We start from the raw sequence: 25,536 nt of genomic DNA on the forward strand, positions 1-25,536 counted from the left end.
TTCCTGACTATTTAAGTCAACTATAAGTCCTATCGATTCAGTCAACCATTAAAGCCGACCAGAGGCGTTGGCGCACTCGGCTAAAACTGGCCTTCAGACATCATCAGTTTTGCATTTTTCGCCACGAACAACCTTTTGCGTCTCGGTCAGAACACCACGAAGGATATTCATCTCCAGCTTGGTGATTGCACTGCGCCCATAAAGCCTGCGTAGGCGAGACATGAGATGGCGAGGCTTCTCGGGATCGAGAAAACGAATATCGATAAGCGTTTCCTCGAGATGGCGATAGAACAGCTCCAACTCCTCAACAGTGACCAGCTGGGTATTGAGCATGGCCGTACTTTCGACCTTGTTCATCTTGGTGGGCTGCCCTTGAAGGGCCAACCATGCCATGCGTACCTCGTAGACGAGCACCTGTACCGCAGCCGCAAGATTCAGAGAGCCAAATTCCGGATCAGAAGGAATATGAACATGAAAATTGCAGCGCTGAAGCTCTTCATTCGTCAGACCTGCATATTCGCGACCAAATACCAGCGCCACCTCCCCACCCACCTCGGCATGCTGCAGCGACGTTTGTGCGCACTCACGGGGATCGAGCAGCGGCCAGGGGATACGGCGATCCCTTGCGCTGGTTCCCAGAACAACGCTGCACCCTGTCAGCGCATCTTCCAGCGTTTCGACAACACAAGCATTATCCAGCACATCCGTGGCACCGGATGCGCGCGCTACGGCATCGCCATGGGGGAACTGCTCAGGCTGCACCAGATACAGCCGCTTCAATCCCATGTTCTTCATGGCGCGAGCCGCACCGCCAATATTGCCAGGATGGCTTGTGTTAACTAGGACAACGCGTATGTTCTCGAGCAAGTAGCACCCCCTCTTTAAAGGTGCGAATCTTACCGGACCCCTTTGCGCAAAACCATTCATGCCGACAAGGCAACCGCTCTCTGCATTCTTTTCTGCTAGAATAACCGGCTTTCTTTTACAACCAGGTGGTTTCTCATGCAGCCCATGCTGAACATTGCGCTGCGCGCAGCTCGTAGTGCCGGTGAATTGATCTTTCGCTCAATCGAGCGCCTGGACCTCATCGCTATCGACGAAAAAGGCGCCAACGATTTCGTGACCGAGGTCGACCGGGCCGCCGAACAAGCTATTTTCAACGTTTTACGCAAGGCTTACCCCAACCACGGCTTTCTAGGCGAGGAGTCCGGACTCATCGAAGGCCAGGGTGATGGCGCTGATTATCTGTGGGTCGTCGATCCGCTGGATGGAACCACCAACTTCATTCATGGCGTCCCGCACTTCTCTGTCAGCATCGCGTGCAAGTATCGCGGCCGCATCGAGCATGCCGTTGTATTGGACCCGGTTCGTCAGGAAGAATTTACCGCCAGTCGCGGACGTGGCGCCGCTCTCAATGGCCGACGCTTGCGTGTCAGCACTCGTAAAAGCCTTGAGGGTGCCTTGATCGGCACTGGCTTCCCGTATCGCTCCAGCAATATGGACTACCTGGATAATTATCTAGGCATGTTCCGCACCCTGAGCACCCAAACCGCAGGTATTCGCCGCGCGGGATCTGCTGCATTGGATCTAGCTTATGTGGCCGCCGGTCGATTCGACGCCTTCTGGGAAATGGGGCTATCCGAGTGGGATATGGCAGCAGGTGCGCTACTGATTCAGGAAGCTGGTGGTCTGGTCAGCGACTTCAATGGCGGCCATGACTACCTTGAAAAAGGCCATGTAGTAGCAGGCAACACCAAGTGCTTCAAGGCACTGTTGACTACGCTGCAACCTCACCTACCCGCCTCACTGAAGCGCTGAATGAAAACCGCCCACTGATGTGGGCGGTTTCGTTTTACTTAACTACTTTCAGGCTAGGCCTCCCTTGCGGCTTGCTTGGCGCCGACTTAGGCGCAGAACCTTCCGGCTTACCCTTGGGATCATCATCTGGAGAAGAAGGCTCCAGATCAAACACCATCCCCTGCCCATTTTCGCGCGCATAGATAGCCAGAACAGCTTGGGTGGGCACATAGAGACTATGGGCTACACCACCAAACCGCCCATCGAAACTCACGGCTTCGTTATCCATGTGCAATTGGCGAATAGCTCCTGGCGCAACGTTGAGAACAATCTGACCGTCACTGGCATAGCCCGGCGGAACCAGCACATTCGGATAGTCCGCATTGACCAGGATATGCGGTGTGCAATCGTTATCCACGATCCACTCATACAGCGCCCGAATCAAATAGGGACGGCTTGAATTCATTATGTTCCTCCTATCAGCGCATCTCGCGCTCAACTGGCGACAAGCTCGCCTGAAAGGTATCGCGGACGAAATGGCGATCCATATAATCAAAAATCGGCTTGGCTTGTCGCGGCAACTCAACACCCAGGCCAGGTAAACGCCAGAGCAAAGGCAATAAATAGCAGTCAACCAAGCTCATTTCCTCATTTAAGAAGAATTTCTTGTCTGCAAAAAGAGGAGCAACCGAAGTAAGACTGCTGGCGAGCTGCCGGCGGACCTGCTGAACATCACCACTTCCCTTTTGCTGACTCATGATGAGATCAGCGTTGTCGCACCAATCCTTCTGGATGCGATGCATGAGCAATCGCATCTGTGCTCGAGCAACAGGGTAAGCCGGCAATAGCGGAGGATGGGGATAACGCTCCTCCAAATACTCCAGCACGATGGTCGAGTCATATAACACAAGATCACGATCCTGCAGAACAGGTAGCGTTCTGTAGGGATTCGCATCAGCCAGTGCTGCCGGATACCTGGCAGGATCGATATCTTTAACCTCCACATCGACCTGCTTCTCGGCAAGCACAAGGCGAACACGATGCGAGTACGGATCCCTAGAGTCAGAAAAACAGGTGAGACGCGTTACATTAGCCATACACTTCTTCGCTGTGCAGCCCCAAACAGGGCAAACGATCGCACCTCACGGCACAGATCCCACTAAAAACAGACATCATTGGACGTCTTTCCAATATTCTCGCTTGAGCAGGTAGGCAAATACAAAAAGAATTGCCAGATACGCCAGAACATAAACGCCAATCCGCTCAGCCTTTTCTTTATTCGGGTCCGCTGAATACGCTAGAAAAGCCACAAGATGGCGAACCGTTTGGTCAAACTGCTCAGCGGTTTGCGATCCTGTCCCTGAAATGACAACAAGCTCCCTGCAACTGCCTGCGCTATTCTCTTCTACAGGCAGACAGGCCTGACGGCCCTGCAAAGCGCCCAGGACATTTGGCATGGCTACATTGGGGTATACGAGGTTGTTCACGCCCCAGGGCCTGGAGGGATCTTCATAAAATCCTTTGAGATAGTGATACAGCCAGTCTTCCCCTCGAACGCGAGCCACCAGCGTCAAATCAGGAGGTACGGCGCCAAACCAGCCCATTGCATCCTCAGCACGCATACTTGAAGTCATGTGATCGCCTGGCTTGGCCTCAGTAAAAATCAGTGTTTTTTGTAGAACATCCTCAGGAATGGAAAGGTCCCTAGCTACATGCTCATAACGCTGATACTGGGCGCCATGACACCCCATACAAAAATTAACAAAGGTGCGCGCCCCTTCCTGAAGGGCGGCCTTGTCAGAAAGGTCAACGCGAACCTTCTCAAACGGAACATTTTCCGCCCCCTTCAGGGCTAATGGCATACACGTGAGCACCAGCAATGCCATTAGCCTGAACAGCATCACCTTACTACCCTCTCAGGTACCAGACCTACCCGCTCGACACGGGTGTAAAACGGCATGAAGACGAAATAGCCAAAGTACAGCACAGTAGCCAAGCGAGATAGAAAAATCCGTTCAGACGTAGGGGGAAGAACCCCTAGTACGCCAAGCGCTACAAAGGCCATACAAAAGAGCAACAGCGCCAATCGACTCATCCATCCTTTGAAGCGCATCGATTTTACAGGACTGCGATCTAGCCAGGGCACTACGAATAGGACGGCAACAGCTGCTCCCATAATCATGATGCCGGCCAGCTTGTCAGGCACAGCTCGAAGCATCGCGTAAAAAGGCGTGAAATACCAAACTGGAGCGATATGCTCAGGCGTCTTCAGCGGATCGGCAATTTCAAAATTCGATCTCTCTAGAAAATAACCACCACCTTCAGGAAAGAAGAAAACCACGCTACAGAAGATAAAGAGAAAGACCGCCACACCCATTAGGTCTTTGACGGTGTAATACGGATGAAAGGGAATACCATCAAGCGGCCTACCCGTTTCATCAAGGCTTTTTCTGATATCCACCCCCAGCGGATTATTGGAACCCACTTCGTGCAGGGCAAGAATATGCAGCACCACCAATCCGACCAGCAGTAGTGGCAGCGCGATAACATGCAGCGCAAAGAAGCGATTGAGCGTAATACCTGAAATTAGGTAATCGCCGCGTATCCATTGCGCCAGGTCTTCGCCCACCACAGGAATGGCGCCAAACAGAGCGATGATTACCTGAGCCCCCCAATAAGACATCTGCCCCCAAGGCAGCAGGTATCCCATGAACGCCTCGGCCATGAGTAGAAGATACAGCAACATGCCAAAGACCCAGACTAACTCGCGCGGCTTTTGGTAAGACCCATAGAGCAGGCTTCGAAACATATGCAGGTAGACAACAATAAAAACAGCTGAGGCGCCTGTTGAATGCAGATAACGAATGAGCCAGCCGTAATCGACATCGCGCATGATGTATTCAATTGAAGCAAAGGCACCTGCTGCCGTGGGGGTATAGCTCATCGCCAACCAAATGCCTGTTACCAATTGGTTGAACAGGACAAGCAAGGCCAGGGATCCAAAAAAATAAAGGACATTAAAGTTCTTGGGTGCGTAATAGTGGCTTAGGTGCTCGCTCCATAAACGCGAAGCAGGAAACCGAGCATTTAACCAAGCCTTCAATCTGCTCATCCCGCCTCCTTTTGACTCATGCCTATCACAATAATATGCTCAGACTCGTAAGCGTAAGGCGGGACCACTAGGTTGAGCGGCGCAGGCTGCGCCTTGTATACCCTTCCAGCCAGATCATAGCGTGAGCCATGACACGGGCAGAAATATCCTCCCAACCACTCCGTTCCTAGGTCAGCAGGAGCAACTTCCGGCCTAAAGATCGGGGAGCAGCCCAAATGAGTGCAAACACCTACCACGACCAGCACATCCGGCCTGATTGAACGCAAGCGACTGTTTACATAATCGGGCTGTATTGAGTCATGAGAATCAGGGTCAGCCAGCTGATTTTCCAACCTCGACAGGCGCTCCAATGCATCTGCGCCACGCCTGAGTACAAAAACAGGCTGACCACGCCATTCAATAACAATTTGCCGCCCCGGCTCCAACTTGGAAATATTGACCCTTATCGGAGCGCCAGCGGCTTTCGCCTTGGCACTTGGAGACCATGATTTAATAAACGGGATAGCGGCGCCAGCGACCCCCACTGCGCCGATTACCGAGGTTGCCGCCACCAATAGTCGGCGACGCCCCTGATTGACACCCCCATCACTCATTCAAAGCCCCTTCGGCCACCACCAACCAAGCCATGTCACGCGAAGGCAGAGGATACTTAAATTCAACGAGAGAACCTATTCATCTGCTTTAGCCAAACCTGCCCAAACATAGCTAGGCAACAGACGCAGGGCAAAAAAAACCCAGTCTCGAAAGAGACTGGGTTTTGCAAGCGAAGCTGCTGGAGCTTAACGCTTGGAGTACTGCGGACGCTTACGCGCTTTACGCAGACCGACTTTCTTACGCTCAACTTCACGCGCGTCACGAGTGACATAACCCGCCTTGCGCAGAGAGCTGCGGTAGGTTTCGTCGTATTCGATCAGAGCACGAGTGATACCGTGACGAATAGCACCGGCCTGGCCGCTAACACCGCCACCCGCAACAGTTACGTACACGTCGAACTTCTCGAGGGTTTCAGTCAGCTCAAGCGGCTGACGAACCACCATGCGAGCTGTTTCACGACCGAAGAATACGTCGATGTTACGATTATTGATGGAAATTTGGCCAGTGCCCGGACGCAGGAAAACGCGAGCGGTAGCTGTCTTACGACGGCCAGTACCGTAATTTTGAGTCGCCGACATTATGTACTATCCCGTTTAAATCTTCAGTTCTTGAGGCTGCTGAGCGGTATGCGGATGAACGCTACCTTTGTAAACCTTCAGCTTACGATACATGTCGCGACCCAGTGGGTTCTTCGGCAGCATACCTTTGACTGCGGTTTCGATAACGCGCTCAGGAGCACGAGCGATCAGCTTTTCGAAGTTGATCGACTTGATACCACCCGGGAAGCCGGAATGGTGGTAGTACATCTTGTCGGTAGTTTTGGCGCCAGTTACACGAACCTGCTCGGCATTGATAACAACGATATAGTCGCCAGTATCAACATGAGGAGTGTATTCCGGCTTATGCTTGCCACGCAGACGGCTAGCAATTTCAGTAGCCAGACGACCCAGGGTCTGGCCGGCAGCGTCGACGACATACCAGTCGCGCTTAACAGTTTCCGGTTTTGCTGTGAAGGTTTTCATTCGTTATGGCCTCAGGGCCGCCTGAAAAAAGACGGCAAATCTTACAGAACAGTACGATCCTTGACAAGTCAAGGGCAGCCGGAAACAGACGCTAATCGGGGGCTCGGGTCAGCGCGTCCGCTACGGCGAAAATCGACAGGCTAGGCATCCCCTGTCAATAAAGCTGCGGAATTATGACGATTACTGTGAAAATATCAACTGTTATCACATCAAGAAAGGAAATTAAATGAAGCATCGTAGCCTTGGACGAACCACTATCAGCGTCAGCGAACTCTGCCTGGGCACCATGACCTGGGGAGAGCAGAACACTCAGGATGAAGCTTTCGCTCAAATAGACCGGGCAGCAGAACATGGCATCAATTTCATGGATGCCGCCGAGATGTACCCTGTCCCGCCGCGACCAGAGACCTATGGCCAAACAGAGCGCATTATCGGAAATTACTTCAAGAAACGAGGCAACCGTGACCAATGGATCTTGACCAGTAAGGTTGCCGGGCCGGGCAATAACATTTCCCACATCCGTGACGGCAACCTAAAGCACAACCGGCAGCACATTGTCGCGGCGCTGGAAGGTAGCCTTGAACGTCTGCAAACGGATTACATCGACCTTTATCAATTGCATTGGCCGGACCGAGAAACCAATTTTTTCGGCAAGCTGGGCTATGTCCATAACGACAAGACGTTTACGCCGCTTGAGGAAACGCTTGAAGTCTTGAATGAGCAGGTCCAGGCGGGAAAGATTCGCCATATCGGACTTTCCAATGAGACACCATGGGGCACGATGCGCTTTCTTCAACTGGCGGAAGAGCGCGGCTGGCCACGTGCGGTCACCATTCAGAACCCCTACAACCTACTGAACCGATCCTTTGAAGTAGGTTTGGCGGAAATCGCTATCCGCGAGCAATGCGGGCTCCTGGCCTATTCGCCACTGGCATTTGGCATGCTGACCGGAAAGTATGCCAACGGCGCAAGGCCAGAACACGCACGCCTGACACTGTTCAGCCGCTTCACTCGCTACAACAACCCTGAAACGATGCGAGCTACCGAACAATACGTTCAGCTAGCCAAGCAGCACGGCCTTGATCCTGCACAAATGGCACTGGCTTACGTTACCAGCCGTCCATTTGTTACCAGCAATATCATTGGAGCGACCTCTCTAGAGCAGCTTCAAAGCAATCTCGACAGCACAAACCTGACGCTATCGGAGGAAGTGGTCGCAGGCATTGAGGCCATTCATAAAATCCAACCCAATCCAGCACCCTAACGGAAAAGCGCTTTCCCTCAAGAAAGCGCTTACGCTACGAGAATAAATCACTCTGATCCTCAAGCTGACCTGATGTCTGAGAAGACTTGTCTCGCCGAGAAGCCAGTCGATCAGCCAATCGGGTCGGCTCAGGCAGACGGTGTTTACGCACGCACGCCATAACCAGTTCCGGTGCTGTTTTCAAACTGACCCGATTACCGGGCGACACGATCAGAGGCTTTACCTTGTCCTTGCTGCGTAAAACAGTGCCAATCAACTCTCCCTTGGCAAGCAGGCCCACTTGAGAGCCCCGCGTTTCTGCCAAAGGCTCATGGCTTCCCGTCAGGATTTTTTTCGCAACCCCTATCGTTGGCAGTCCTGTAACGACCCCCAAGTGGGCAGCGATACCCAAGCGCCTTGGGTGAGCAATCCCGTGACCATCGCAAAAGATCAGGTCCGGGGTTTCAGGCAGCTCCGATAAGGCCTGCAGAACCGCAGGCAGCTCCCGAAAGGAAAGCAACCCTGGAATGTAGGGCATATTGGTGGGGATACGAGCTACCGCCTGAGCAATGGGATCCAATGTTTCAGCATTGAGCAGGATGGCCGCAGCACGGGTCACGGCACCCTCCTCCTCAAAGCCTACATCCACGCCAGCAATCAGACGCAGCGAAGGAAAGTCATCCTCCAGTCTGACCTGCTTGGCCAGCTCAATCTGCTGTTTGCGCGCAGCGGCGGGCGTGCCGTCCCACTCATTGAAAGGTGATGTAGCCACATTGACTCCTGTCGTTACCATTACGGTATTCGAACCGGATTGAATGCAGCCAGTTCCAGATAGCAGCAGGGCCACACTTGCGGCCCCTGAATCTTATGGCTTATGCGCTCTCGACAGATATTCGTGGGATTGCATTTCCAGCAAACGGCTCAGCGTACGCTGAAATTCAAACTCGAGCCGTCCACCTGCATACAGATCCTTAAGCTCAACTTCTGCCGACAGGATCAATTTAACGTTACGGTCGTAGAACTCATCGACCAGGTTGATGAAGCGACGCGCCATATCGTCTTTCGTTGCATTCATCTGTTCGACGTTGGAAACCAGTACCGCCTGGAAGATCTTACCCAGCTCAATGTAGTCGTTCTGGCTACGAGGACCGTCACAGAGCTCTCGAAACTCGAACCAGGCTACATCGTCGCACGTCTTGCGTGGTTTGATCTCCCGGTTCTCGATAACCAACGGCTCACCAGTTGATGCACTACCGCACTCCACCGTAAGCGCCTTGAAGCTTTTGGCCATTTCCGTCTCGGCCTGCTCCGTTAACGGCCAGTGATAAAGCTCAGCCTGCTCCAGCGCACGCAAACGATAATCCACACCGCTATCGACATTGACGATTTCGGTGTGCTGCTTCAGCAATTCAATCGCAGGCAGGAAGCGGGCGCGCTGCAATCCATCCTTGTAAAGCCCATCAGGGACGATATTGGAAGTTGCCACTAGCGATACGCCGTTTTTGAACAGCTCATCCAGCAGCGTTGCCAGAATCATGGCGTCGGTAATGTCCGATACGAAAAACTCGTCAAAGCAGATGACACGAGCTTCGTCCGCAAAGCGCCGACCAATGATGGTCAATGGGTTCTTCTCACCTTTTAGTGTCTTCAACTCCTCATGCACCCTCTTCATGAACCGATGAAAGTGGGTACGCATCTTCTTGTCGAAGGGAAGTGAGTCATAAAAGGTGTCAACCAGATAGGTCTTGCCGCGCCCTACTCCGCCCCAGAAATAAAGCCCCTTTACAGGGCCGGCGGGCTTTTTACCCAAAAGACGGCCTAGCAACCCAGGTTTGCTGTCTGCCTGGCTAACCAGGTCATCATAAAGCCGCTGAAGATGCTTTACCGCCTGCTCCTGAGCAGGGTCATGAAAAAAGTCGGGACGTTCCAGATCGGCCTTGTAGCGCTCTAAGGGTGTCATGACAGGCTGCATAGATTCGAAGGGGAGCTCACTTTAGCGGCGAGCTTCCAAGTTGACAATTAACGAGGCAAGCGGCTTAAGCTGCCCGCCTCGGCGATAGGCGCCATTACTCGGCAGTCATTTCCACCAGTGCTTCACGCAAGGCATCAACAGCGTGTTGACGCTCATCGGCATTAGCGAAGTCCGGGCTTTCCGCCACAGGCTCGCCAGCCAGCCATACCGTGAAGCGTAGCTCTTCTGCCTTGACTTCCAGCTGCCCAACCTCGCTCTGGAGGCGCTGCGTCATCTGCCCAGCGGTTTTTGGATCCGCAAAGGCGCGAGAAAGCAGCAGTTGAGAGCCATCGGCGGCCAGCAGTCTGAAGCGGAAAGTACCATCATGTTCGCGGAAGCTAACGAAACGCGCCCGCTTCGCGGCCTTTTTCTTGGTCTTTTCAGTCTTGACCTGGGCATTCAGGGAGCGAAGCCCCACAGCCTCGCGCAACTCACCCAGGAACGGTGTAGCTATCTTACGCGCCTTGGCAGCACCGGCTAGAAGAACGTCTTCAATGTCGTCTGGTTTGGCAATCAATGCATTGTAATGCTCTCTTGCCTCGCCCAGCTCTGCCTCTAAAAGCTGGAACAGACGCTGCTTGGCCTCCCCCCAAGCCAGACCACCCTGCAGATCATGACGGAACTCGGCCGTCTGCTCGGCTGTAGCAAATGCCTGATAAAGCGTAAACAAATGAGCGCTGTCCGGATCTTTGGGTTCGCCCGGCTCTCGCGAATCAGTGACGATACGGGCAATCGCCTCCTTGAGCTGCTTGGCGGTCCCAAAAAGTGGGATCGTGTTATCGTAGCTTTTGGACATCTTGCGACCATCCAGCCCCGGCAGCGTAGCAACCGTCTCCTCAATAAGCGCTTCAGGCAGCTCAAAGAAATCCTTGCCGGCACCAAACAGATGATTGAAGCGTTGAGCGATGTCACGTGCCATTTCAACGTGCTGGATTTGGTCCCGACCTACCGGTACTTGATGAGCGTTAAACATCAGGATGTCTGCTGCCATCAGGACCGGATAGCTGTATAGCCCCATCGTGACGCCAGCATCCGGGTCTTCGCCAGCAGCGACGTTCTTGTCAACGGAAGCCTTGTAAGCATGAGCGCGGTTGAGCAAGCCTTTGGCGGTGACGCAGGTTAACAGCCATGTCAACTCCGGTATTTCTGGAATATCGGATTGGCGATAGAACGTGACCCTTTCAGGATCAAGACCACACGCCAGCCATGTAGCAGCAATTTCAAGGCGAGAGCGTTGAATACGCAACGGATCATCGCACTTGATCAAGGCGTGATAATCCGCCAGGAAATAAAACGAGTCGGTATCGGCCGAGCGACTGGCTACAATGGCAGGACGGATAGCGCCTGCATAATTACCAAGGTGAGGAGTACCGGTTGTGGTAATACCGGTCAGAATACGTGTGGTCATGGCGTATGGTGCATTCTCATCTAGGGCGGCCAGTATCAGGCATGGCCGCCAATTACGGCGTCTTCGGACGCAACGGCTTAATCAGTCCAGTCGAGGCTGGACCAGCGCTTTGAGGTCAGTCAGTTTGCCATGAAAGAAATGGCTGCACTCAGGGACTTTGATCAACTCATGGCGCTGCTGCAACGCTTCAGACCAGGCATAGACCTTTTCCGGCGTAACGACTTCATCGGCCTCGGGCTGAATGACCGTCAAAGGACAGCGCAGCGGTAGCTTACCTTCAATATCGAAGCGTTCGACAGAAGGAGCCAGCATGAACAGACGAGTCAATGCCTGCCCGTCTCCTTCCAGACGCCCTGCCAGGCATCCCGCCACACAGGCACCGAATGAAAACCCCATGACGGTTAAAGGTACCCCTGGGTGCTGCCTTATCAACCACTGTGCAGCCGCATAGGCATCATCAATCTCACCTGCTCCCTCACCGTAGCTTCCAGCGCTTTGTCCTACGCCTCGAAAGTTGAAACGTAGCGTGGAAAAGCCTGCATCCCTTACAGTACGTTGCAGCGTAGAAATGACTTTATTGTGCATAGTCCCGTCAAACAGGGGATGCGGATGGCAGATGATCGCTACGCCATGGGCGTCAGGCTGATCAAGATGCAAGGCTTCGAGTGGCCCTGAAGGCCCTTCGATCGAAACTGGATTTTCTCGTGTAGACACACCTGAACTCCGTGACCCTCTATCGGGTCGACTCGTCTAGCTCGTTGACTGCGCTCACTATTTAACATGGGACAGTGTACAAGCGCAGCAAGAAGCCGTTACCGTAATGCAAAAGACGTTCAGAGAGGAAGATTCGTGGACCAGTCCCTGACTATTTGGCTAATGCCTGTTATTGCCCTGCTCGTTGGTATAGGCATCGGCTTTCTGATTGCGCGCCTGATGCCTGGCACCGCGCCCAACCGAGTACAACGCCAGCTTGACGAGCTTCAGCAGCGCTTTGACAGTTATCAACATGAGGTCACTAGCCACTTCAGCACAACGGCAGGACTTGTGAAAAAACTCACCCAGAATTACCAGGATGTACAGCGTCACCTTTCCGAAGGTGCGGATCGCCTGGCTCTGGACGAGTTGACACGCCAGCGCCTACAAGCGGCCCTGCATAGCCATGACAACTACCCATCACCACGCGACCGTCTGGACGGTCCTGCAGAGGCGCCCAAGGACTACGCGCCAAAGGGCGATACTGACAGCGGGCTGGATGAGGCCTACGGCCTTAAGAATCATCGTTGAAAAGATAAATAAAAAGCCCGGCAATAGCCGGGCTTTTTATTAACACCTAGATATGACCTCTGGCCCGCAGCAAGGCGATTACCTGCCTGGCTCCTTCCTCAATGGAAAGGCTTTGCGTATCGATTATCAGGTCGGCGTTTAGCGGCACATCGTAGGGGAAGGACTCACCCGGGATATTGTCACCCTCAGCCGCATATAGCCCCTGAGGATCGCGTTCACGACATGCCTGCGGAGAGGCCTGAACGTACACTGTAATGACCCGCTCAGGACCGATCAGCGTCTTGGCCTGCTCACGCCCTTCGGCGTCCGGCGCTACGAATGCGGCAAGGGTCAATAGGCCGGCTTCATTGAACTGACGGGCCACATGGGCCGCCCGAAGCCAATTTTCACGGCGCCCTGCACGATCCTGCGGAAGCCCCTTGTTAAGGTCATGACGCAGGTTCTGCCCATCCAGTACATACACCGCACGTCCGGCATCGAACAGCTTGCGCTCGACTGCGTACGCCAGCGTGCTCTTGCCTGCGCCGGAAAGACCTGTAAAGAGCACCGTAGCAGGCTGCTGACCGAACCGAGCCGCGCGCTCCTCAGTGGAGACATGTAGCTGATGGCCATGCTGATCGGCAGTACCGCCCACCTTGGGATCCGCGATGATCATGCCTGCGCCGACCGTACCATTGGTAAGCCGATCGATAACGATGAAGGCACCCGTGGTACGGTTGCGCTCGTAACTGTCTAGAGCGATAGGGGCATCCAGGCTGACCTTGACCCGCGCAATCTCGTTCAGCTTGAGCTGGCTGGCCTGACCTTTTTCCAGCGTGTTCACATCAACCGTATGCACGATGCTGGGCAGAGAGCCAGGGACATAGCTGGTTGCACGCTTGATATCGTATTTCTTGCCGGGCAGCATGGGCTCTTCAGCCATCCAGACCAGCATGGCTTCGAAATTGTCAGTCACCTGCGGGCAGTTATCTGGATGAACCAGCAGATCTCCACGGGAGATATCGATTTCATCTTCAAGCGTCAGCGTAACGGCCTGACCAGGAATAGCCTGCTCCAGCTCGCCTTCGAACGTGACGATGGATTTCACGCAGCTACCCTTGCCTGACGGCAGCACAACAACCTTATCACCCTTATGCACCACGCCAGAGGCCAGAGTACCGGCAAATCCGCGGAAGTTCAGGTTTGGACGGTTTACGTACTGGACCGGAAAGCGCATGTCGGTGACATTGCGATCGGCTGCGATCTCAACGGTTTCCAGAATTTCCATCAGCGGCTTGCCGGTATACCAGGGCGTTTGCTCGCTGCGATTGACCACGTTATCGCCCTTGAGCGCTGACATCGGGACAAAGTGTATGTCCTTGGCGCCCAGATTGATGCGCTCGGCAAAGCTCAGGTAGTCCTCGCGGATCCGGTTGAAAACCGCTTCGTCAAAGCCCAGCAGATCCATCTTGTTCACCGCAACCACAACATGCTTGATGCCGAGCAGCGATGCAATAAAACTGTGGCGACGTGTCTGGGTTTGCACACCGTAACGTGCGTCGATCAGGATGATCGCAAGGTCACAGGTGGACGCACCGGTCGCCATATTGCGAGTGTACTGCTCATGACCAGGGGTATCGGCGATGATGAACTTGCGCTTGGCCGTAGAAAAATAACGATACGCCACATCAATAGTGATGCCCTGCTCACGCTCGGCCTGCAAGCCATCCACCAGCAGCGCCAGATCCACTTCCTCGCCTGTGGTACCGACTTTCTTGGAGTCGCGAGTAATTGCCTCAAGATGATCTTCATAGATCATCTTGGAATCATGCAGCAGACGACCGATCAGGGTGCTCTTGCCATCATCTACGTTGCCGCACGTCAGGAAGCGAAGTAGCTCCTTGCGCTCGTGCTGGGCCAGGTATGCCAGGATGTCCTGACTAATCAGTTCGGATTGATGCGACATATTAGAAATACCCCTGACGTTTCTTCTCTTCCATTGACCCCGCCGCATCATGGTCAATGACTCGACCCTGACGCTCGGAGGTCCGAGTCAGCAGCATTTCCTGAATGATATCGGGTAGCGTAGCCGCAGAAGACTCGACCGCCCCGGTAAGTGGATAGCAACCCAAGGTACGGAAGCGGACCTGCTGCTTCTGAATACGTGCTTTTTCCTCGTCGGAAAGGTGTTCGAGAATGCGCTCGTCGTCAATCATGATGAGCGTGCCATTCTTCTCGATTACGTCCCGCTCTGCCGCAAAGTACAGCGGAACGATCGGGATACTTTCCAGATAGATGTATTGCCAGATATCCAGCTCGGTCCAGTTCGAAAGTGGGAAGACCCTAATCGATTCGCCCTTATTGATGTTGCCGTTGTAGATATTCCACAACTCCGGGCGCTGGTTCTTTGGATCCCAGCGGTGCTTGGTGTCACGGAACGAATAGACGCGCTCCTTGGCACGAGACTTTTCTTCATCGCGACGGGCGCCGCCAAAGGCAGCGTCGAAGCCGTATTTATCCAATGCCTGTTTGAGGCCTTGAGTCTTCATCACATCGGTATGCTTGGCGCTACCATGTGTAAAGGGATTGATTCCCTGAGCGACGCCTTCTTGGTTTTGGTGAATCAGAAGATCCAGCCCCATTTCCTTGACCATGCGATCACGAAACTCGTACATGGCTTTGAATTTCCAGCCTGTATCGACGTGCAGAACAGGAAACGGCAGCTTGCCGGGAAAAAAGGCTTTGCGCGCCAGATGCAGCATTACCGCGGAATCTTTACCGATGGAATACAGCATCACAGGGTTGTCGAATTCGGCGGCCACCTCACGAATGATGTGGATGCTTTCCGCCTCGAGCTGTTTCAAATGAGTCAGTTTATCGAGCATGGCTACTCACGGAATTGCGGAGGGACGGCCAGCGGGCCGTGGACGAACACTCACGATACCACAGCATAACTCTTCTATTCAGGAGCCTGCTTAGAACCAAATGTTCTATATATATATTCAAGCAGGATTCGAACTGTCGATGAAGATATGCTCTATGTCAAAACGTCCTGCAAGATACTCTCCCAAAGCCTGAACGCCGTAACGCTCGGTCGCATGATGGCCAGCCGCAAAAAAACTGATGCCATTTTCACGCGCACTGTGAACGGTCTGCTCCGATACTTCACCTGTAAGATAGGCATCAACACCAGCGGCGATAGCCTGATCGATATAACCCTGGGCTCCCCCTGTACACCAGGCGATCCGCTTGATGGGGCGATCACCCTCGATTACGAGAGGTTCGCGCCCTAGAACATGCTTGATATGAGCTGCAAACTCGGCAGCGGTACGCGGTTCACTTAGTGTCCCTTGCAAAACGATAGAGCGTGGATTACCTGGCTCGATCCCTCCCTCAACCGTGATACCCAAGCGCTCGGCCAGCTGAACGTTATTACCCACCACAGGATGCAAATCGAGCGGCAGGTGATAAGCCACCAGGCTCACGTCATTAATGATCAAGGTCTTGAGTCGACGCTGCTTCATTCCGATGACACGCGGATCCTCGCTTTTCCAGAAGTAGCCATGGTGCACAAGCACCATGTCGGCCCCTGCCTCTATCGCGGCATCCAACAACGCCTGGCTTGCGGTCACACCGCTAACGATACGAGCCACCGTAGCGCGACCTTCCACTTGCAGGCCATTGGGGCAGTAATCCTTGATTGCAGCAGCATCAAGATAGCGGTTCGCCTCATCCAGTAGTGTCGTCAAGGCTATGGTCATGGTTATATTCTCCATTAAACAGGCTCTACCAATCGGCCCGCATGTCTTTATAGACAAAGGCAGCTCCGTATAATGGCCGCACCTTATCGGCCGTACACAGGCCTCGCAACAAGGATTGGTAATAATGTTAAAGGCCTTGCGCTCCTACGGCTGGCCCATCGTGGTAGGCATCCTGCTGGCAGCGGTGGTAGTCATTCGATTTCCTGAATGGGTAGGCTTGCCCAAGCAGCAGGTACATTTCGAGCAGACGGCTGAGACCTCTCCTCGCATTCAAGGCCCGGTCTCTTATGCTGATGCCGCCAGTAAGGCAGCTCCGGCCGTAGTTTCACTACGTTCGACCAAGCATCCCAAGAAACCCAGCGCGCCAATTCAGGATGACCCCTTATTCAAACCCTACTTTGATAAGAATCCACCAAAGAGTAACGAAGAGCTGAGCCTGGGTTCGGCAGTGATCATGAGCCATGAAGGCTATCTGCTGACCAACAACCATGTCACCTCTGACGCCGATACCATTGTCGTGGCGTTACAGGATGGCCGGCAGACAGTGGCGCATCTGATAGGAAGCGATCCCGATACGGATCTGGCTGTTCTCAAGATTGATCTGGATAGTCTTCCGGCCATCTCCATCGGCCATTCGGAAGCCATTCGCATCGGGGATGTGGCACTGGCTATTGGCAACCCGTTCGGCGTAGGTCAGACGGTGACCATGGGTATTATCAGTGCCACAGGCCGTAACCAGCTGGGGCTAAATACCTATGAGGATTTCATCCAGACAGATGCAGCCATCAACCTGGGTAACTCTGGTGGGGCACTGGTAGATGCCAACGGCAATCTGATTGGTATCAACACAGCGATTTTATCCGGTGGCTCGCAGGGTATCGGCTTCGCCATTCCCATCAAACTGGCCATGGACGTCATGCAATCAATCATTGCCCACGGCCAGGTAATCCGCGGCTGGCTAGGAGTTGAGGTAGAACGTATTTCCCCAGAGCTTGCCGCCTCGTTCAACCTGCCTAATCAGGACGGCATTGTCGTTTCTGGGGTTTACCCCAACGGTCCGGCACAACGTGCCGGCCTGCAGCCAGGCGACATTCTGCTTAAGCTGGACAACGAACCTGCGATCGATGGTCGCCAGTCCATGAATCAGGTCGCACGCAGCAGACCCGGAGACAAGATCTCGATAGAAGTGCTTCGCAATGGAAAGCCGCTTAAACTGGCCGGAATTATAGGCTTAAGGCCACCCATTGATACCAGCACGTCATCCGAGCCCTCTTCTGATGAGTCAACACAAAAAAACGGCGCCCCATAGGCGCCGTTTTTTCTTCCATCAGGCGAGTACGTAGTCCTTCAACGCCTCGATCAAAACAGCATTTTGTTCTGGCGTACCAATAGTGATACGCAAGAACTTATCGATTCGAGGCTTATTGAAATGACGCACAATGACGCGTCTTTCACGCAGTGCAGCCGCCAATTCAGCCCCCTCATACGAAGGGTGCTGAGCGAACACGAAATTTGCAGCAGAGGGCAGCACATGGAAACCCAGTGCTTCCAATTCGGCTACCAGCACCGTTCGGCTTTCAATCACTGCTCCGCACGTTTGACTGAAATAGTCCCTGTCTTCAAAGGCTGCGACGGCGCCTGCCAGCGCCAACCGATCAAGCGGGTATGAATTGAAACTGTTCTTGACCCGCTCCAATGCTTCGATGAGATCGGGATGACCTACTGCCAGCCCAACCCTCAAGCCTGCCAGGGAGCGAGACTTGGAGAGCGTTTGAGTCACTAGCAGATTTGGATAACGACCCACCAGTGAAATAGCAGTCTCGCCACCAAAATCCACATAGGCTTCATCAACCACCACAACCGAGTCCGTGTTCTTTTGCAGAAGCGACTCGATGTGCCCCAACCCTACCAGACACCCTGTAGGCGCGTTAGGATTGGGGAAAATAATACCGGCGTTAGGCCGGATGTAGTCTTCCAGATTGATTTGATAGTGTTCATCCAGTGGCAACGCTTCGAATGGAATTTCATACAACCCACAGTACACTGGGTAGAAGCTGTAAGAAATGTCCGGGAACAGCAAGGGCGCCTTGTGCTGAAACAAGCCGTGAAAGATATGGGCAAGCACTTCATCCGAACCATTGCCTACAAACACTTGCTCGACATTGATTGAATAATACTCTGCTACCGCCTGCTTCAACCGATCCCCATTGGGATCAGGGTACAGCCGCAAGCCCTCGCCCAGTTCGGCCCGTATCGCATCAATAACCTTGGGCGAAGGGCCGTAGGGGTTTTCGTTGGTGTTGAGTTTTACCAGATTGGCAATCTTGGGCTGCTCGCCAGGTACATACGGCACCAGCTTCTCGACGAAGGGACTCCAGAATCGACTCATGACATCACTCCTTGATCCGGTATTCAGCGCTGCGCGCATGAGCCGTCAGGGACTCCCCACGCGCAAGCACCGAGGCGGTACGACCCAGCACTGAAGCGCCATCCGCGGAACAAAAGATCAAGGACGAGCGCTTCTGGAAGTCATACACGCCCAAAGGAGAAGAGAAACGTGCAGTGCCGGACGTGGGTAGAACATGGTTGGGCCCTGCACAATAATCTCCCAGTGCCTCAGCGGTATAACGCCCCATGAAGATCGCGCCCGCGTGGCGAATACCCGGCAACCAGGCTTCAGGATCAGCTACAGAGAGCTCCAAATGCTCAGGCGCAATGCGATTGACGACCTCGCAGGCCCGAGCCTGATCGGCAACATGAATCAGAGCACCTCGTCCTTCCAAGGACGTTCGGATGATTTCAGCACGCTCCATTGTCGGCAGAAGACGAGCGATACTTTCAGCAACCCTGTCCAGAAACTCGGCATCAGGGCTGACAAGTATCGACTGGGCATCTTCATCATGCTCAGCCTGAGAAAACAGATCCATGGCGATCCAGTCTGGATCAGTCTGGCCATCACAGACCACTAGAATCTCGGAGGGCCCGGCAATCATGTCGATACCCACCTGTCCGAAGACATGACGCTTGGCCGTTGCAACATAGATATTGCCTGGCCCTACGATCTTGTCCACACGAGGGACGCTTTGCGTACCGTAAGCCAGTGCCGCTACTGCTTGCGCACCACCCACAGTAAAAACGCGGTCCACGCCTGCAATGCACGCAGCAGCGAGCACCAGCTCGTTGATTTCACCGCGAGGCGTTGGCACGACCATTACAACTTCAGCAACACCGGCAACCTTGGCAGGAATGGCGTTCATCAACACCGAAGAGGGATAGGAAGCTTTGCCGCCAGGTACATATAACCCAGCCCGATCAAGCGGCGTCACTTGCTGCCCAAGAACGGTGCCATCCGCTTCCGTATAACGCCAGGAGTCCTGCTTTTGCTTTTCGTGATAGCTGCGAACACGATCTGCTGCATGCTCAAGAGCATTTCGCTGCTCATCGGTAATGCGCGTAAGAGCCAACTCAAGTCTTTCGCGAGGCAGAATCAGATCAGACATTGAGCTAGCCTGGACGCCATCAAAGCGCTGTGTGAACTCCACCAGAGCTTCATCCCCTCGGATGCGAACAGCCTCGATAATCTCCAGGACTCGCTGATTGACGCCAGCGTCAGAAACACTTTCCCAGCTCAACAGATGATCCAGATGACGCGCGAAATCAGGATCGGCAGCGTCGAGTCGGCGAAGCGTAATCGGTGCGGTCATAGCGAAGCCTCTTATCAATGGCTAGTCTCAGGCACCGCTAGAGTATCAGCCCTGCCGTGCGGGTACCTGAGAAAATTGGCTATGACACGGATAGGCAGGCACGGCATCAGCCGTGCGAAAGGTCAGGCCTGGTGTCGCTCTTCGACCGTAGCACGTAGCACATCGATCAGCGCCTGGATACGCGCGTGCTGCATCTTCATCGAAGCCTTGTTGACAATCAATCGAGAGCTAACATGGGCAATCAGCTCCTGTGGCTCAAGCCCATTGGCGCGCAAGGTATTACCTGTATCGACCACGTCAATGATCTTGTCAGCCAGCCCCACTAGCGGTGCAAGCTCCATGGAGCCATAGAGCTTGATGATATCGACCTGACGTCCCTGCTCGGCATAGTAACGTTTGGCGATATTGACAAACTTGGTCGCTACCTTGAGGCGGCCACGTGGCTCTGGAGCATTTACTGCACCCGCTGTCATCAGCCGGCATTTGGCGATCTGCAGATCCAGCGGCTCGTAGAGTCCTTGGCCAGAGTGCTCCATAAGCACATCCTTTCCCGCAACACCCAAGTCAGCTGCGCCTTGCTCAACGTAGGTCGGCACGTCAGTCGCACGTACGATCAACAAGCGCACATCATCCAGACTTGTGGGGATGATCAGCTTGCGGCTTTTATCGGGGTCTTCAGTTGGGACGATACCCGCCGCCGCAAGAAGCGGCAGCGTATCGTTCAGGATTCGGCCTTTTGAAAGCGCGATAGTCAGCATGAGCCCTTAACCCGGAACACGGCGAATTTTAGCACCCAGAAGTTGTAGCTTTTCCTCGATGCACTCATAACCCCGATCGATATGGTAGATGCGGTCGATCAGGGTATCGCCTTCCGCTACCAGCGCAGCGATTACCAGGCTGGCCGATGCACGCAAGTCAGTAGCCATTACGGGGGCAGCCTTCAGGTGAGGAATGCCGGTTACGATGGCAGCATTACCTTCCACAGCGATCTGAGCACCCATGCGAGTCATTTCATAGACGTGCATGAAGCGGTTTTCAAAGATCGTTTCAACGACCGTTCCTGTGCCTTCTGCCACAGCGTTCATGGAGATGAACTGCGCCTGCATATCTGTTGGGAATGCAGGGTACGGTGCAGTACGCACATTGACTGCCTTGGGTCGATTCCCTTTCATGTCCAGCTCGATCCAGTTGGATCCAGTAGAAACGTGGGCACCTGCCTCTTCCAGCTTGAGCAGAACAGCTTCGAGAATGGAAGGATCAGTATCCTTGAGCTTGACGCGACCACGGGTAGCCGCCGCCGCAACCAGATAACTACCCGTCTCGATACGGTCGGGCAGTACGGAATAACGGGCGCCACCCAGACGCTCGACACCTTCTACCGTAATGGTATCGGTACCGGCACCTTCAATATGGGCTCCCATGGCGATCAGGCAATTGGCCAGATCCACGACTTCCGGCTCACGTGCAGCATTCTGGATGACGCTACGTCCTTTGGCCAGCGTTGCCGCCATCAGAACGTTTTCAGTACCGGTTACACTGACGGTATCAAAGAAGTAATGTGCGCCACGCAGGCCGCCCGCTGGAGCCTTGGCTTTGATATAGCCTGCCTCGACTTCAATCTGGGCACCCATCGCCTCAAGGCCGCGCAGATGCAAATCGACCGGACGCGAGCCAATGGCACATCCGCCGGGCAGTGCGACTTCGGCTTCGCCGAAACGAGCCAGCATCGGACCCAGCACCAGAATAGAGGCTCGCATGGTCTTGACCAGCTCATAGGGCGCTACAAGCGTCTTGATAGTCGAAGCATTTACTTCAACGTTGAGCTTTTCGTCGATAACCGGCTGCACCCCCATACGACCGAACAATTCGATCATGGTAGTGATGTCATGCAGATGCGGCAGATTGCAAACAGTTACAGGCGTATCCGCAAGCAAGGTGGCAGCCAGGATCGGCAAGGCAGAGTTTTTTGCGCCTGAAATACGGATCTCTCCGTTTAGGCTGGCGCCACCGGTAATAATCAATTTATCCATAGGTATCTCGGCGGCGCCGAACTCAAGCCCGTTCAGCCCAAGCGGCGCGCGTATAGAATTTCATAGTGACTGCATGGATGCTGCCATCAGCGATCAATGCATTGAGATGGGAATAGACTTGCTGCTGGCGCTTTACTGGGCTCATAGCAGCCAATTCATCGCCAATCAGGTTCAATTGGAAGTTGCAGCCCTCGCCTTCTACCTCAACCTGAGTTTCCGGCAGTTGTGCTTCCAATAAGCGTTTAACTTCTTCAGCCTGCATGTTCAACCTCCTGGCAGCCTATTCCGCAGCCAGACATAATACAAAAAAGCCCTCCAACTGCGAACCCCAAGGTTGCAGATAGAGGGCGATGGGATATTCAATGAGAGAGAGGAAGAATGTCCAGCAAACCGGACACACTTGCGATCTGCTTCATATCTGCAGGCAAATTCCAAACCTCAAGTTTTTTGCCAGCCTGCAACACATCACGCTGAAAGGACAGCAACAAGGAAAGCCCTGCACTGTTGGAGCGCTCGACACCAGCACAGTCGATCACGATCACATCGGTATTACTCTGCTGTATATAGCGCTGCCCTTCCTGACGCAGCGCTACCGTCGTCTGATGATCGAGAAGACCAGACAGCGTCATGACGCCCGGCACCTTCTCTCCTAGATGCGCCTGCGTACTCATGAGCCAGCCTGGGCCTTTTGAGCTTCAGGAGAGTTTTTGGCACGCGCCACGGTATTAGCCCAGCTATCGATAACCTTGTCCAGGTTATTGCCGTTAGCCTGCATGGACTGGGCAAACTGATCACGGAACAGCTTACCGATATTAATGCCGTTGATGATTACGTTACGCACTCTCCAACTGCCATTGATATTTACCATAGTATAGGAGACCGGATAGACAGTTCCGCGGCTATCACGTACTTCCATACCTACGCTAGTACGCTCGGGATCATTGTCAGTTGCTGGCAGAACCTTGATACCCTGATTGTTGTACTCCAACAGTGCGTTACCATAGAACTGCATCAGGCTTCGCTTAAAGTTCTCCTGGAAGCGAGCCATTTGCTCAGGCGATGCCTGACGACTGTACCTTACGGTCATGATGCTGCGGGAGATACCTTCGGCATCAACGACCGGACCAAGGATCTCGTTCAAAGAGTTATAGAAAGCATCTGGATTGCTCCGGTACGTTTCCTTGTTGGTTTGCAGATCAGACAGCAACTTATCTGTAGTCTGTTGAATGACATCGTGAGCCGAAGGCGCTGCAGAGGCCAGCAATGGCACTATGGCCAGCAAGGCCAGAACGCTGTTTCGCAATAATTTGAGCATGTCGTGTCCTTCTTACTTATCGCCAGACGAATCTTTGTTGACGGTGTTGAGCAGGAATTTGCCGATCAGATCTTCCAATACCAGCGACGACTGGGTATCACGAATAGTTCCGCCATCTTTAACAACCTCCTCATCCCCTCCCACGCTAATACCAATATATTTTTCACCCAACAGACCTGCTGTCAGGATGGAGGCGGTGGAATCGACCGGAATGTTATCGACCTGTTGGTCGATCTGCATGGTCACTCGACCACGGTAGCTATCACGATCCAGATCGATTGCGGTGACTCGGCCAATCGTGACGCCTGACATCGTGACTTTTGCACGTACGGTCAGACCGGCGATATTGTCAAAATAGGCATACGCTTTATAGGTGTCATTGTGCTCGCCAACGCTCAAGCCACTCACTCGCAAAGCCAACAGCAAGAGAGCCAGCAAGCCAGCGAGCAGAAACAGGCCGACACCAATTTCCTGGGTGCGGGTTTGCATCAGATATCTCCAAACATCAAAGCAGTCAAAAGAAAGTCGAGACCCAGCACTGCCAGAGAGGCATAGACAACTGTTCGGGTCGTCGCGCGGCTGATCCCTTCGGAAGTAGCGTCGCAGTCGTACCCCTGGAACACGGCGATCCAGGTCACCACAAAGGCAAAGACAAGGCTTTTAATCATGCCATTGATGACATCCGCCATCTGGACGCTGTTCTGCATGTTGCTCCAGAACGAGCCGTCGTAGACGCCGAGCCAGTCAACCGCAACCATCGCACCGCCCCAGATACCTACAACACTGAAGATGGCCGAGAGCAGAGGCAAGGAAATAAAGCCCGCCCACAGGCGCGGAGCCACTATATATTTGAGAGGATCAACACCGATCATTTCGAGGCTGGACAACTGCTCTGTCGACTTCATGTTGCCGATTTCAGCCGTTAACGCGGAACCTGCGCGACCTGCGAACAGAAGCGCACTAACTACAGGGCCCAACTCTCTCAACAGGGTAAGCGCCACCATCTGCCCAACCGCCTGTTCCGAACCATAGGTAACCAGAATGTTATAGCCCTGAAGTGCTATAACCATACCGATGAAAAGACCGGAAACCAGGATGATGGGTAGCGATAAAACCCCTACCGAATAGAGCTGCTTGATCAGCAACTGTCCACCCTTGCCTGCGCCGGAGCGGCCAAACAAGGATTGCAATAGCAAAAGAACAGAACGACCAGCTGCAGCCAATACATCCAGGCCTGTGCGCCCCAATAAGCGGATGCGCTCAAGCAGTGAAATGTGACGCATTAGCGCCTCCCCAAAAGATCTTCGCTATAGTCAGGCGCTGCGAAATGGAACGGTACCGGGCCATCCGGGGTACCTTTTATGAACTGAAGCACTCGTGGATCAGACGACTCCTTGAGCTCTGCGGGGGTTCCTTGGCCCAGCACCTGTGTATCCCCGACAATGTAAAGATAGTCAGCGATACTTGCCGTCTCGGCCAGATCATGTGACACAACGATACTGGTCAATCCCAGTGCATCATTGAGCAGACGAATCAGGCGCACCAGTACGCCCATGGCAATGGGGTCCTGTCCCACGAAAGGCTCGTCATACATCAGGATCTGAGGATCCAATGCAATCGCCCGAGCCAGAGCCACCCGACGTTTCATGCCTCCGGACAGCTCATCGGGCATCAACTCGATAGCGCCCCGCAGACCGACCGCCTGAAGTTTCATCAGGACGATATCCCGGATCATCTCCTCAGGCAGCTTGGTATGGACCCTGAGAGGAAAGGCCACGTTTTCGAAAACATCAAGGTCTGTAAACAGTGCACCGCTCTGAAACAGAACGCCCATCTGCTTACGCACATTGAACAGGTCACTTCGAGACAGCGTGGGAAGATTGAGATTGTTAACCCATACCTCACCCTTTTCAGGGCGCAACTGGGCTGCAATCAAGCGTAACAGCGTTGTCTTGCCGCTCCCTGAAGGCCCCATAATACCGGTCACCTTGCCACGCGGGATGCGGATATCAACATTCTCGTAGATGGTACGCTCGCCTCGCTTGAAGGTAACGCCTTTAAGCTCGACCGCATACTCGCTATCGGTGTTCATCTAAACTCCTAGCTTACAGCCCTCCTGGCAGACGCATCGAATGGCATCCAAGGCACTTTTAAGGGCCTATTCGACAAGGACATAGCATAACATTTCAGCGCTACCTCCCCAACATGAACATAATTCAATCGTTTTCATAGGAGGGGGGATTGATTGTCGTTATAATTCTGCATTTTCAATCAAT

General features: G+C 53.7%; 29 protein-coding genes. 4 read left to right on the forward strand and 25 right to left on the reverse strand.

Translation table 11 applies throughout. The features are described from left to right. Positions 1 to 93: 93 nt before the first annotated feature. Complete coding sequence (gene trmJ, locus GM154_RS00655; protein WP_026003925.1) at positions 94 to 867, reverse strand: tRNA (cytosine(32)/uridine(32)-2'-O)-methyltransferase TrmJ; 774 nt, start codon at positions 865 to 867, stop codon at positions 94 to 96. Positions 868 to 1,002: 135 nt separating this feature from the next. Here trmJ and suhB point away from each other — a divergent pair, with 135 nt between their 5' ends. After that, complete coding sequence (gene suhB / locus GM154_RS00660; protein ID WP_010797316.1) at positions 1,003 to 1,818, forward strand: inositol-phosphate phosphatase; 816 nt, start codon at positions 1,003 to 1,005, stop codon at positions 1,816 to 1,818. A gap of 34 nt (positions 1,819 to 1,852) precedes the next feature. On the opposite strand, the gene GM154_RS00665 is transcribed toward suhB, so the two are convergent. From GM154_RS00665 to rplM, 7 genes are all read right to left on the reverse strand, one after another. Further along, entirely contained in the window at positions 1,853 to 2,263 is a 411-nt protein-coding gene (locus GM154_RS00665) for a ClpXP protease specificity-enhancing factor (protein WP_219650606.1), read from the reverse strand. 13 nt (positions 2,264 to 2,276) lie between these two features. Further along, positions 2,277 to 2,894, reverse strand: a complete 618-nt coding sequence (locus GM154_RS00670; protein WP_219650607.1) for a glutathione S-transferase N-terminal domain-containing protein — start codon at positions 2,892 to 2,894, stop codon at positions 2,277 to 2,279. Between the two features lie 75 nt (positions 2,895 to 2,969). Next, positions 2,970 to 3,698, reverse strand: coding sequence for a cytochrome c1 (locus GM154_RS00675; protein WP_139208861.1), 729 nt, complete (start codon positions 3,696 to 3,698; stop codon positions 2,970 to 2,972). Then, entirely contained in the window at positions 3,698 to 4,909 is a 1,212-nt protein-coding gene (locus GM154_RS00680; RefSeq protein ID WP_010797312.1) for a cytochrome bc complex cytochrome b subunit, read from the reverse strand. Before GM154_RS00680 ends, GM154_RS00675 begins: the two co-directional genes overlap by 1 nt. After that, positions 4,906 to 5,502 carry a ubiquinol-cytochrome c reductase iron-sulfur subunit gene (gene petA, locus GM154_RS00685; protein ID WP_010797311.1) on the reverse strand — a complete coding sequence of 199 codons (597 nt, stop codon included), beginning with the start codon at positions 5,500 to 5,502 and terminating at the stop codon, positions 4,906 to 4,908. The genes GM154_RS00680 and petA overlap by 4 nt, the downstream gene beginning before the upstream one ends. A gap of 186 nt (positions 5,503 to 5,688) precedes the next feature. Next, on the reverse strand, positions 5,689 to 6,081 hold the full coding sequence (gene rpsI, locus GM154_RS00690; RefSeq protein ID WP_010797310.1) for a 30S ribosomal protein S9: 393 nt from the start codon (positions 6,079 to 6,081) through the stop codon (positions 5,689 to 5,691). 15 nt (positions 6,082 to 6,096) lie between these two features. Beyond that, positions 6,097 to 6,525, reverse strand: a complete 429-nt coding sequence (gene rplM / locus GM154_RS00695; RefSeq protein ID WP_010797309.1) for a 50S ribosomal protein L13 — start codon at positions 6,523 to 6,525, stop codon at positions 6,097 to 6,099. Positions 6,526 to 6,751: 226 nt separating this feature from the next. On the opposite strand from rplM, the gene GM154_RS00700 reads away from it, so the two are divergent. Beyond that, the gene (locus GM154_RS00700) at positions 6,752 to 7,789 is read left to right on the forward strand and encodes an NADP(H)-dependent aldo-keto reductase (RefSeq protein WP_219650608.1); all 1,038 of its coding nucleotides are present in this window, start codon (positions 6,752 to 6,754) and stop codon (positions 7,787 to 7,789) included. Between the two features lie 34 nt (positions 7,790 to 7,823). Here GM154_RS00700 and nfi read toward each other — a convergent pair whose 3' ends face one another. The 4 genes from nfi to GM154_RS00720 form a co-directional block, all read right to left on the reverse strand. Beyond that, a complete protein-coding gene (nfi, locus tag GM154_RS00705) occupies positions 7,824 to 8,561 on the reverse strand; it encodes a deoxyribonuclease V (RefSeq protein ID WP_219650609.1) in 738 nt (245 codons plus the stop codon). 72 nt (positions 8,562 to 8,633) lie between these two features. Beyond that, a complete protein-coding gene (zapE, locus tag GM154_RS00710) occupies positions 8,634 to 9,728 on the reverse strand; it encodes a cell division protein ZapE (RefSeq protein ID WP_037030784.1) in 1,095 nt (364 codons plus the stop codon). 106 nt (positions 9,729 to 9,834) lie between these two features. Beyond that, entirely contained in the window at positions 9,835 to 11,187 is a 1,353-nt protein-coding gene (locus GM154_RS00715; protein ID WP_219650610.1) for a tryptophan--tRNA ligase, read from the reverse strand. A gap of 81 nt (positions 11,188 to 11,268) precedes the next feature. Then, complete coding sequence (locus GM154_RS00720) at positions 11,269 to 11,901, reverse strand: alpha/beta hydrolase (protein WP_019365659.1); 633 nt, start codon at positions 11,899 to 11,901, stop codon at positions 11,269 to 11,271. Between the two features lie 135 nt (positions 11,902 to 12,036). On the opposite strand from GM154_RS00720, the gene GM154_RS00725 reads away from it, so the two are divergent. Next, positions 12,037 to 12,471, forward strand: a complete 435-nt coding sequence (locus GM154_RS00725) for a YhcB family protein (protein ID WP_122043306.1) — start codon at positions 12,037 to 12,039, stop codon at positions 12,469 to 12,471. A 46-nt stretch (positions 12,472 to 12,517) separates the two neighbouring features. Here the strand turns inward: GM154_RS00725 and cysN are convergent, their stop codons facing one another. The 3 genes from cysN to GM154_RS00740 all read right to left on the reverse strand — a co-directional run bounded on the left by cysN (position 12,518) and on the right by GM154_RS00740 (position 16,211). Continuing rightward, positions 12,518 to 14,416: a sulfate adenylyltransferase subunit CysN gene (gene cysN / locus GM154_RS00730; protein ID WP_219650611.1), complete on the reverse strand. Its 1,899-nt coding sequence runs from the start codon at positions 14,414 to 14,416 to the stop codon at positions 12,518 to 12,520. 1 nt (position 14,417) lies between these two features. Beyond that, on the reverse strand, positions 14,418 to 15,335 hold the full coding sequence (gene cysD / locus GM154_RS00735) for a sulfate adenylyltransferase subunit CysD (protein ID WP_219650613.1): 918 nt from the start codon (positions 15,333 to 15,335) through the stop codon (positions 14,418 to 14,420). 117 nt (positions 15,336 to 15,452) lie between these two features. Next, entirely contained in the window at positions 15,453 to 16,211 is a 759-nt protein-coding gene (locus GM154_RS00740) for a Nif3-like dinuclear metal center hexameric protein (protein ID WP_219650614.1), read from the reverse strand. A 124-nt stretch (positions 16,212 to 16,335) separates the two neighbouring features. On the opposite strand from GM154_RS00740, the gene GM154_RS00745 reads away from it, so the two are divergent. Further along, a complete protein-coding gene (locus GM154_RS00745; protein WP_219650615.1) occupies positions 16,336 to 17,520 on the forward strand; it encodes a S1C family serine protease in 1,185 nt (394 codons plus the stop codon). Positions 17,521 to 17,538: 18 nt separating this feature from the next. Here the strand turns inward: GM154_RS00745 and hisC are convergent, their stop codons facing one another. From hisC to GM154_RS00795, 10 genes are all read right to left on the reverse strand, one after another. Next, positions 17,539 to 18,600: a histidinol-phosphate transaminase gene (gene hisC / locus GM154_RS00750; protein WP_219650618.1), complete on the reverse strand. Its 1,062-nt coding sequence runs from the start codon at positions 18,598 to 18,600 to the stop codon at positions 17,539 to 17,541. 4 nt (positions 18,601 to 18,604) lie between these two features. Further along, a complete protein-coding gene (gene hisD / locus GM154_RS00755) occupies positions 18,605 to 19,915 on the reverse strand; it encodes a histidinol dehydrogenase (RefSeq protein WP_219650619.1) in 1,311 nt (436 codons plus the stop codon). 122 nt (positions 19,916 to 20,037) lie between these two features. After that, positions 20,038 to 20,673 carry an ATP phosphoribosyltransferase gene (gene hisG / locus GM154_RS00760; protein WP_019365667.1) on the reverse strand — a complete coding sequence of 212 codons (636 nt, stop codon included), beginning with the start codon at positions 20,671 to 20,673 and terminating at the stop codon, positions 20,038 to 20,040. Between the two features lie 6 nt (positions 20,674 to 20,679). Further along, the gene (gene murA, locus GM154_RS00765) at positions 20,680 to 21,945 is read right to left on the reverse strand and encodes a UDP-N-acetylglucosamine 1-carboxyvinyltransferase (protein ID WP_010797295.1); all 1,266 of its coding nucleotides are present in this window, start codon (positions 21,943 to 21,945) and stop codon (positions 20,680 to 20,682) included. A 22-nt stretch (positions 21,946 to 21,967) separates the two neighbouring features. Then, positions 21,968 to 22,207, reverse strand: a complete 240-nt coding sequence (locus GM154_RS00770; protein ID WP_010797294.1) for a BolA family protein — start codon at positions 22,205 to 22,207, stop codon at positions 21,968 to 21,970. Between the two features lie 97 nt (positions 22,208 to 22,304). Further along, complete coding sequence (locus GM154_RS00775) at positions 22,305 to 22,616, reverse strand: lipid asymmetry maintenance protein MlaB (RefSeq protein ID WP_219650621.1); 312 nt, start codon at positions 22,614 to 22,616, stop codon at positions 22,305 to 22,307. Next, on the reverse strand, positions 22,613 to 23,260 hold the full coding sequence (locus tag GM154_RS00780; protein WP_219650622.1) for a phospholipid-binding protein MlaC: 648 nt from the start codon (positions 23,258 to 23,260) through the stop codon (positions 22,613 to 22,615). The genes GM154_RS00775 and GM154_RS00780 overlap by 4 nt, the downstream gene beginning before the upstream one ends. A 12-nt stretch (positions 23,261 to 23,272) precedes the next feature. Continuing rightward, a complete protein-coding gene (mlaD, locus tag GM154_RS00785; protein ID WP_019365671.1) occupies positions 23,273 to 23,749 on the reverse strand; it encodes an outer membrane lipid asymmetry maintenance protein MlaD in 477 nt (158 codons plus the stop codon). Next, the gene (gene mlaE, locus GM154_RS00790) at positions 23,749 to 24,543 is read right to left on the reverse strand and encodes a lipid asymmetry maintenance ABC transporter permease subunit MlaE (protein WP_010797290.1); all 795 of its coding nucleotides are present in this window, start codon (positions 24,541 to 24,543) and stop codon (positions 23,749 to 23,751) included. The genes mlaD and mlaE overlap by 1 nt, the downstream gene beginning before the upstream one ends. Continuing rightward, complete coding sequence (locus GM154_RS00795) at positions 24,543 to 25,352, reverse strand: ATP-binding cassette domain-containing protein (RefSeq protein ID WP_074827898.1); 810 nt, start codon at positions 25,350 to 25,352, stop codon at positions 24,543 to 24,545. Before GM154_RS00795 ends, mlaE begins: the two co-directional genes overlap by 1 nt. Between the last annotated feature and the right edge of the window lie 184 nt (positions 25,353 to 25,536).

This window comes from Pseudomonas sp. MAG002Y (genome assembly GCF_019400845.1).
In the GTDB taxonomy this organism is placed as follows: Bacteria; Pseudomonadota; Gammaproteobacteria; order Pseudomonadales; family Pseudomonadaceae; genus Chryseomonas; species Chryseomonas luteola.

Bases quoted from the DNA above. Each gene is read 5' to 3' on its own strand.
- suhB (WP_010797316.1), top strand. From the start codon at position 1,003: ATGCAGCCCATGCTGAACATTGCGCTGCGCGCAGCTCGTAGTGCCGGT.
- GM154_RS00665 (WP_219650606.1), bottom strand. From the start codon at position 2,263: ATGAATTCAAGCCGTCCCTATTTGATTCGGGCGCTGTATGAGTGGATC.
- GM154_RS00670 (WP_219650607.1), bottom strand. From the start codon at position 2,894: ATGGCTAATGTAACGCGTCTCACCTGTTTTTCTGACTCTAGGGATCCG.
- GM154_RS00675 (WP_139208861.1), bottom strand. From the start codon at position 3,698: ATGCTGTTCAGGCTAATGGCATTGCTGGTGCTCACGTGTATGCCATTA.
- GM154_RS00680 (WP_010797312.1), bottom strand. From the start codon at position 4,909: ATGAGCAGATTGAAGGCTTGGTTAAATGCTCGGTTTCCTGCTTCGCGT.
- petA (WP_010797311.1), bottom strand. From the start codon at position 5,502: ATGAGTGATGGGGGTGTCAATCAGGGGCGTCGCCGACTATTGGTGGCG.
- rpsI (WP_010797310.1), bottom strand. From the start codon at position 6,081: ATGTCGGCGACTCAAAATTACGGTACTGGCCGTCGTAAGACAGCTACC.
- rplM (WP_010797309.1), bottom strand. From the start codon at position 6,525: ATGAAAACCTTCACAGCAAAACCGGAAACTGTTAAGCGCGACTGGTAT.
- GM154_RS00700 (WP_219650608.1), top strand. From the start codon at position 6,752: ATGAAGCATCGTAGCCTTGGACGAACCACTATCAGCGTCAGCGAACTC.
- nfi (WP_219650609.1), bottom strand. From the start codon at position 8,561: ATGGTAACGACAGGAGTCAATGTGGCTACATCACCTTTCAATGAGTGG.
- zapE (WP_037030784.1), bottom strand. From the start codon at position 9,728: ATGACACCCTTAGAGCGCTACAAGGCCGATCTGGAACGTCCCGACTTT.
- GM154_RS00715 (WP_219650610.1), bottom strand. From the start codon at position 11,187: ATGACCACACGTATTCTGACCGGTATTACCACAACCGGTACTCCTCAC.
- cysN (WP_219650611.1), bottom strand. From the start codon at position 14,416: ATGTCGCATCAATCCGAACTGATTAGTCAGGACATCCTGGCATACCTG.
- cysD (WP_219650613.1), bottom strand. From the start codon at position 15,335: ATGCTCGATAAACTGACTCATTTGAAACAGCTCGAGGCGGAAAGCATC.
- GM154_RS00740 (WP_219650614.1), bottom strand. From the start codon at position 16,211: ATGACCATAGCCTTGACGACACTACTGGATGAGGCGAACCGCTATCTT.
- GM154_RS00745 (WP_219650615.1), top strand. From the start codon at position 16,336: ATGTTAAAGGCCTTGCGCTCCTACGGCTGGCCCATCGTGGTAGGCATC.
- hisC (WP_219650618.1), bottom strand. From the start codon at position 18,600: ATGAGTCGATTCTGGAGTCCCTTCGTCGAGAAGCTGGTGCCGTATGTA.
- hisD (WP_219650619.1), bottom strand. From the start codon at position 19,915: ATGACCGCACCGATTACGCTTCGCCGACTCGACGCTGCCGATCCTGAT.
- hisG (WP_019365667.1), bottom strand. From the start codon at position 20,673: ATGCTGACTATCGCGCTTTCAAAAGGCCGAATCCTGAACGATACGCTG.
- murA (WP_010797295.1), bottom strand. From the start codon at position 21,945: ATGGATAAATTGATTATTACCGGTGGCGCCAGCCTAAACGGAGAGATC.
- GM154_RS00770 (WP_010797294.1), bottom strand. From the start codon at position 22,207: ATGCAGGCTGAAGAAGTTAAACGCTTATTGGAAGCACAACTGCCGGAA.
- GM154_RS00775 (WP_219650621.1), bottom strand. From the start codon at position 22,616: ATGAGTACGCAGGCGCATCTAGGAGAGAAGGTGCCGGGCGTCATGACG.
- GM154_RS00780 (WP_219650622.1), bottom strand. From the start codon at position 23,260: ATGCTCAAATTATTGCGAAACAGCGTTCTGGCCTTGCTGGCCATAGTG.
- mlaD (WP_019365671.1), bottom strand. From the start codon at position 23,749: ATGCAAACCCGCACCCAGGAAATTGGTGTCGGCCTGTTTCTGCTCGCT.
- mlaE (WP_010797290.1), bottom strand. From the start codon at position 24,543: ATGCGTCACATTTCACTGCTTGAGCGCATCCGCTTATTGGGGCGCACA.
- GM154_RS00795 (WP_074827898.1), bottom strand. From the start codon at position 25,352: ATGAACACCGATAGCGAGTATGCGGTCGAGCTTAAAGGCGTTACCTTC.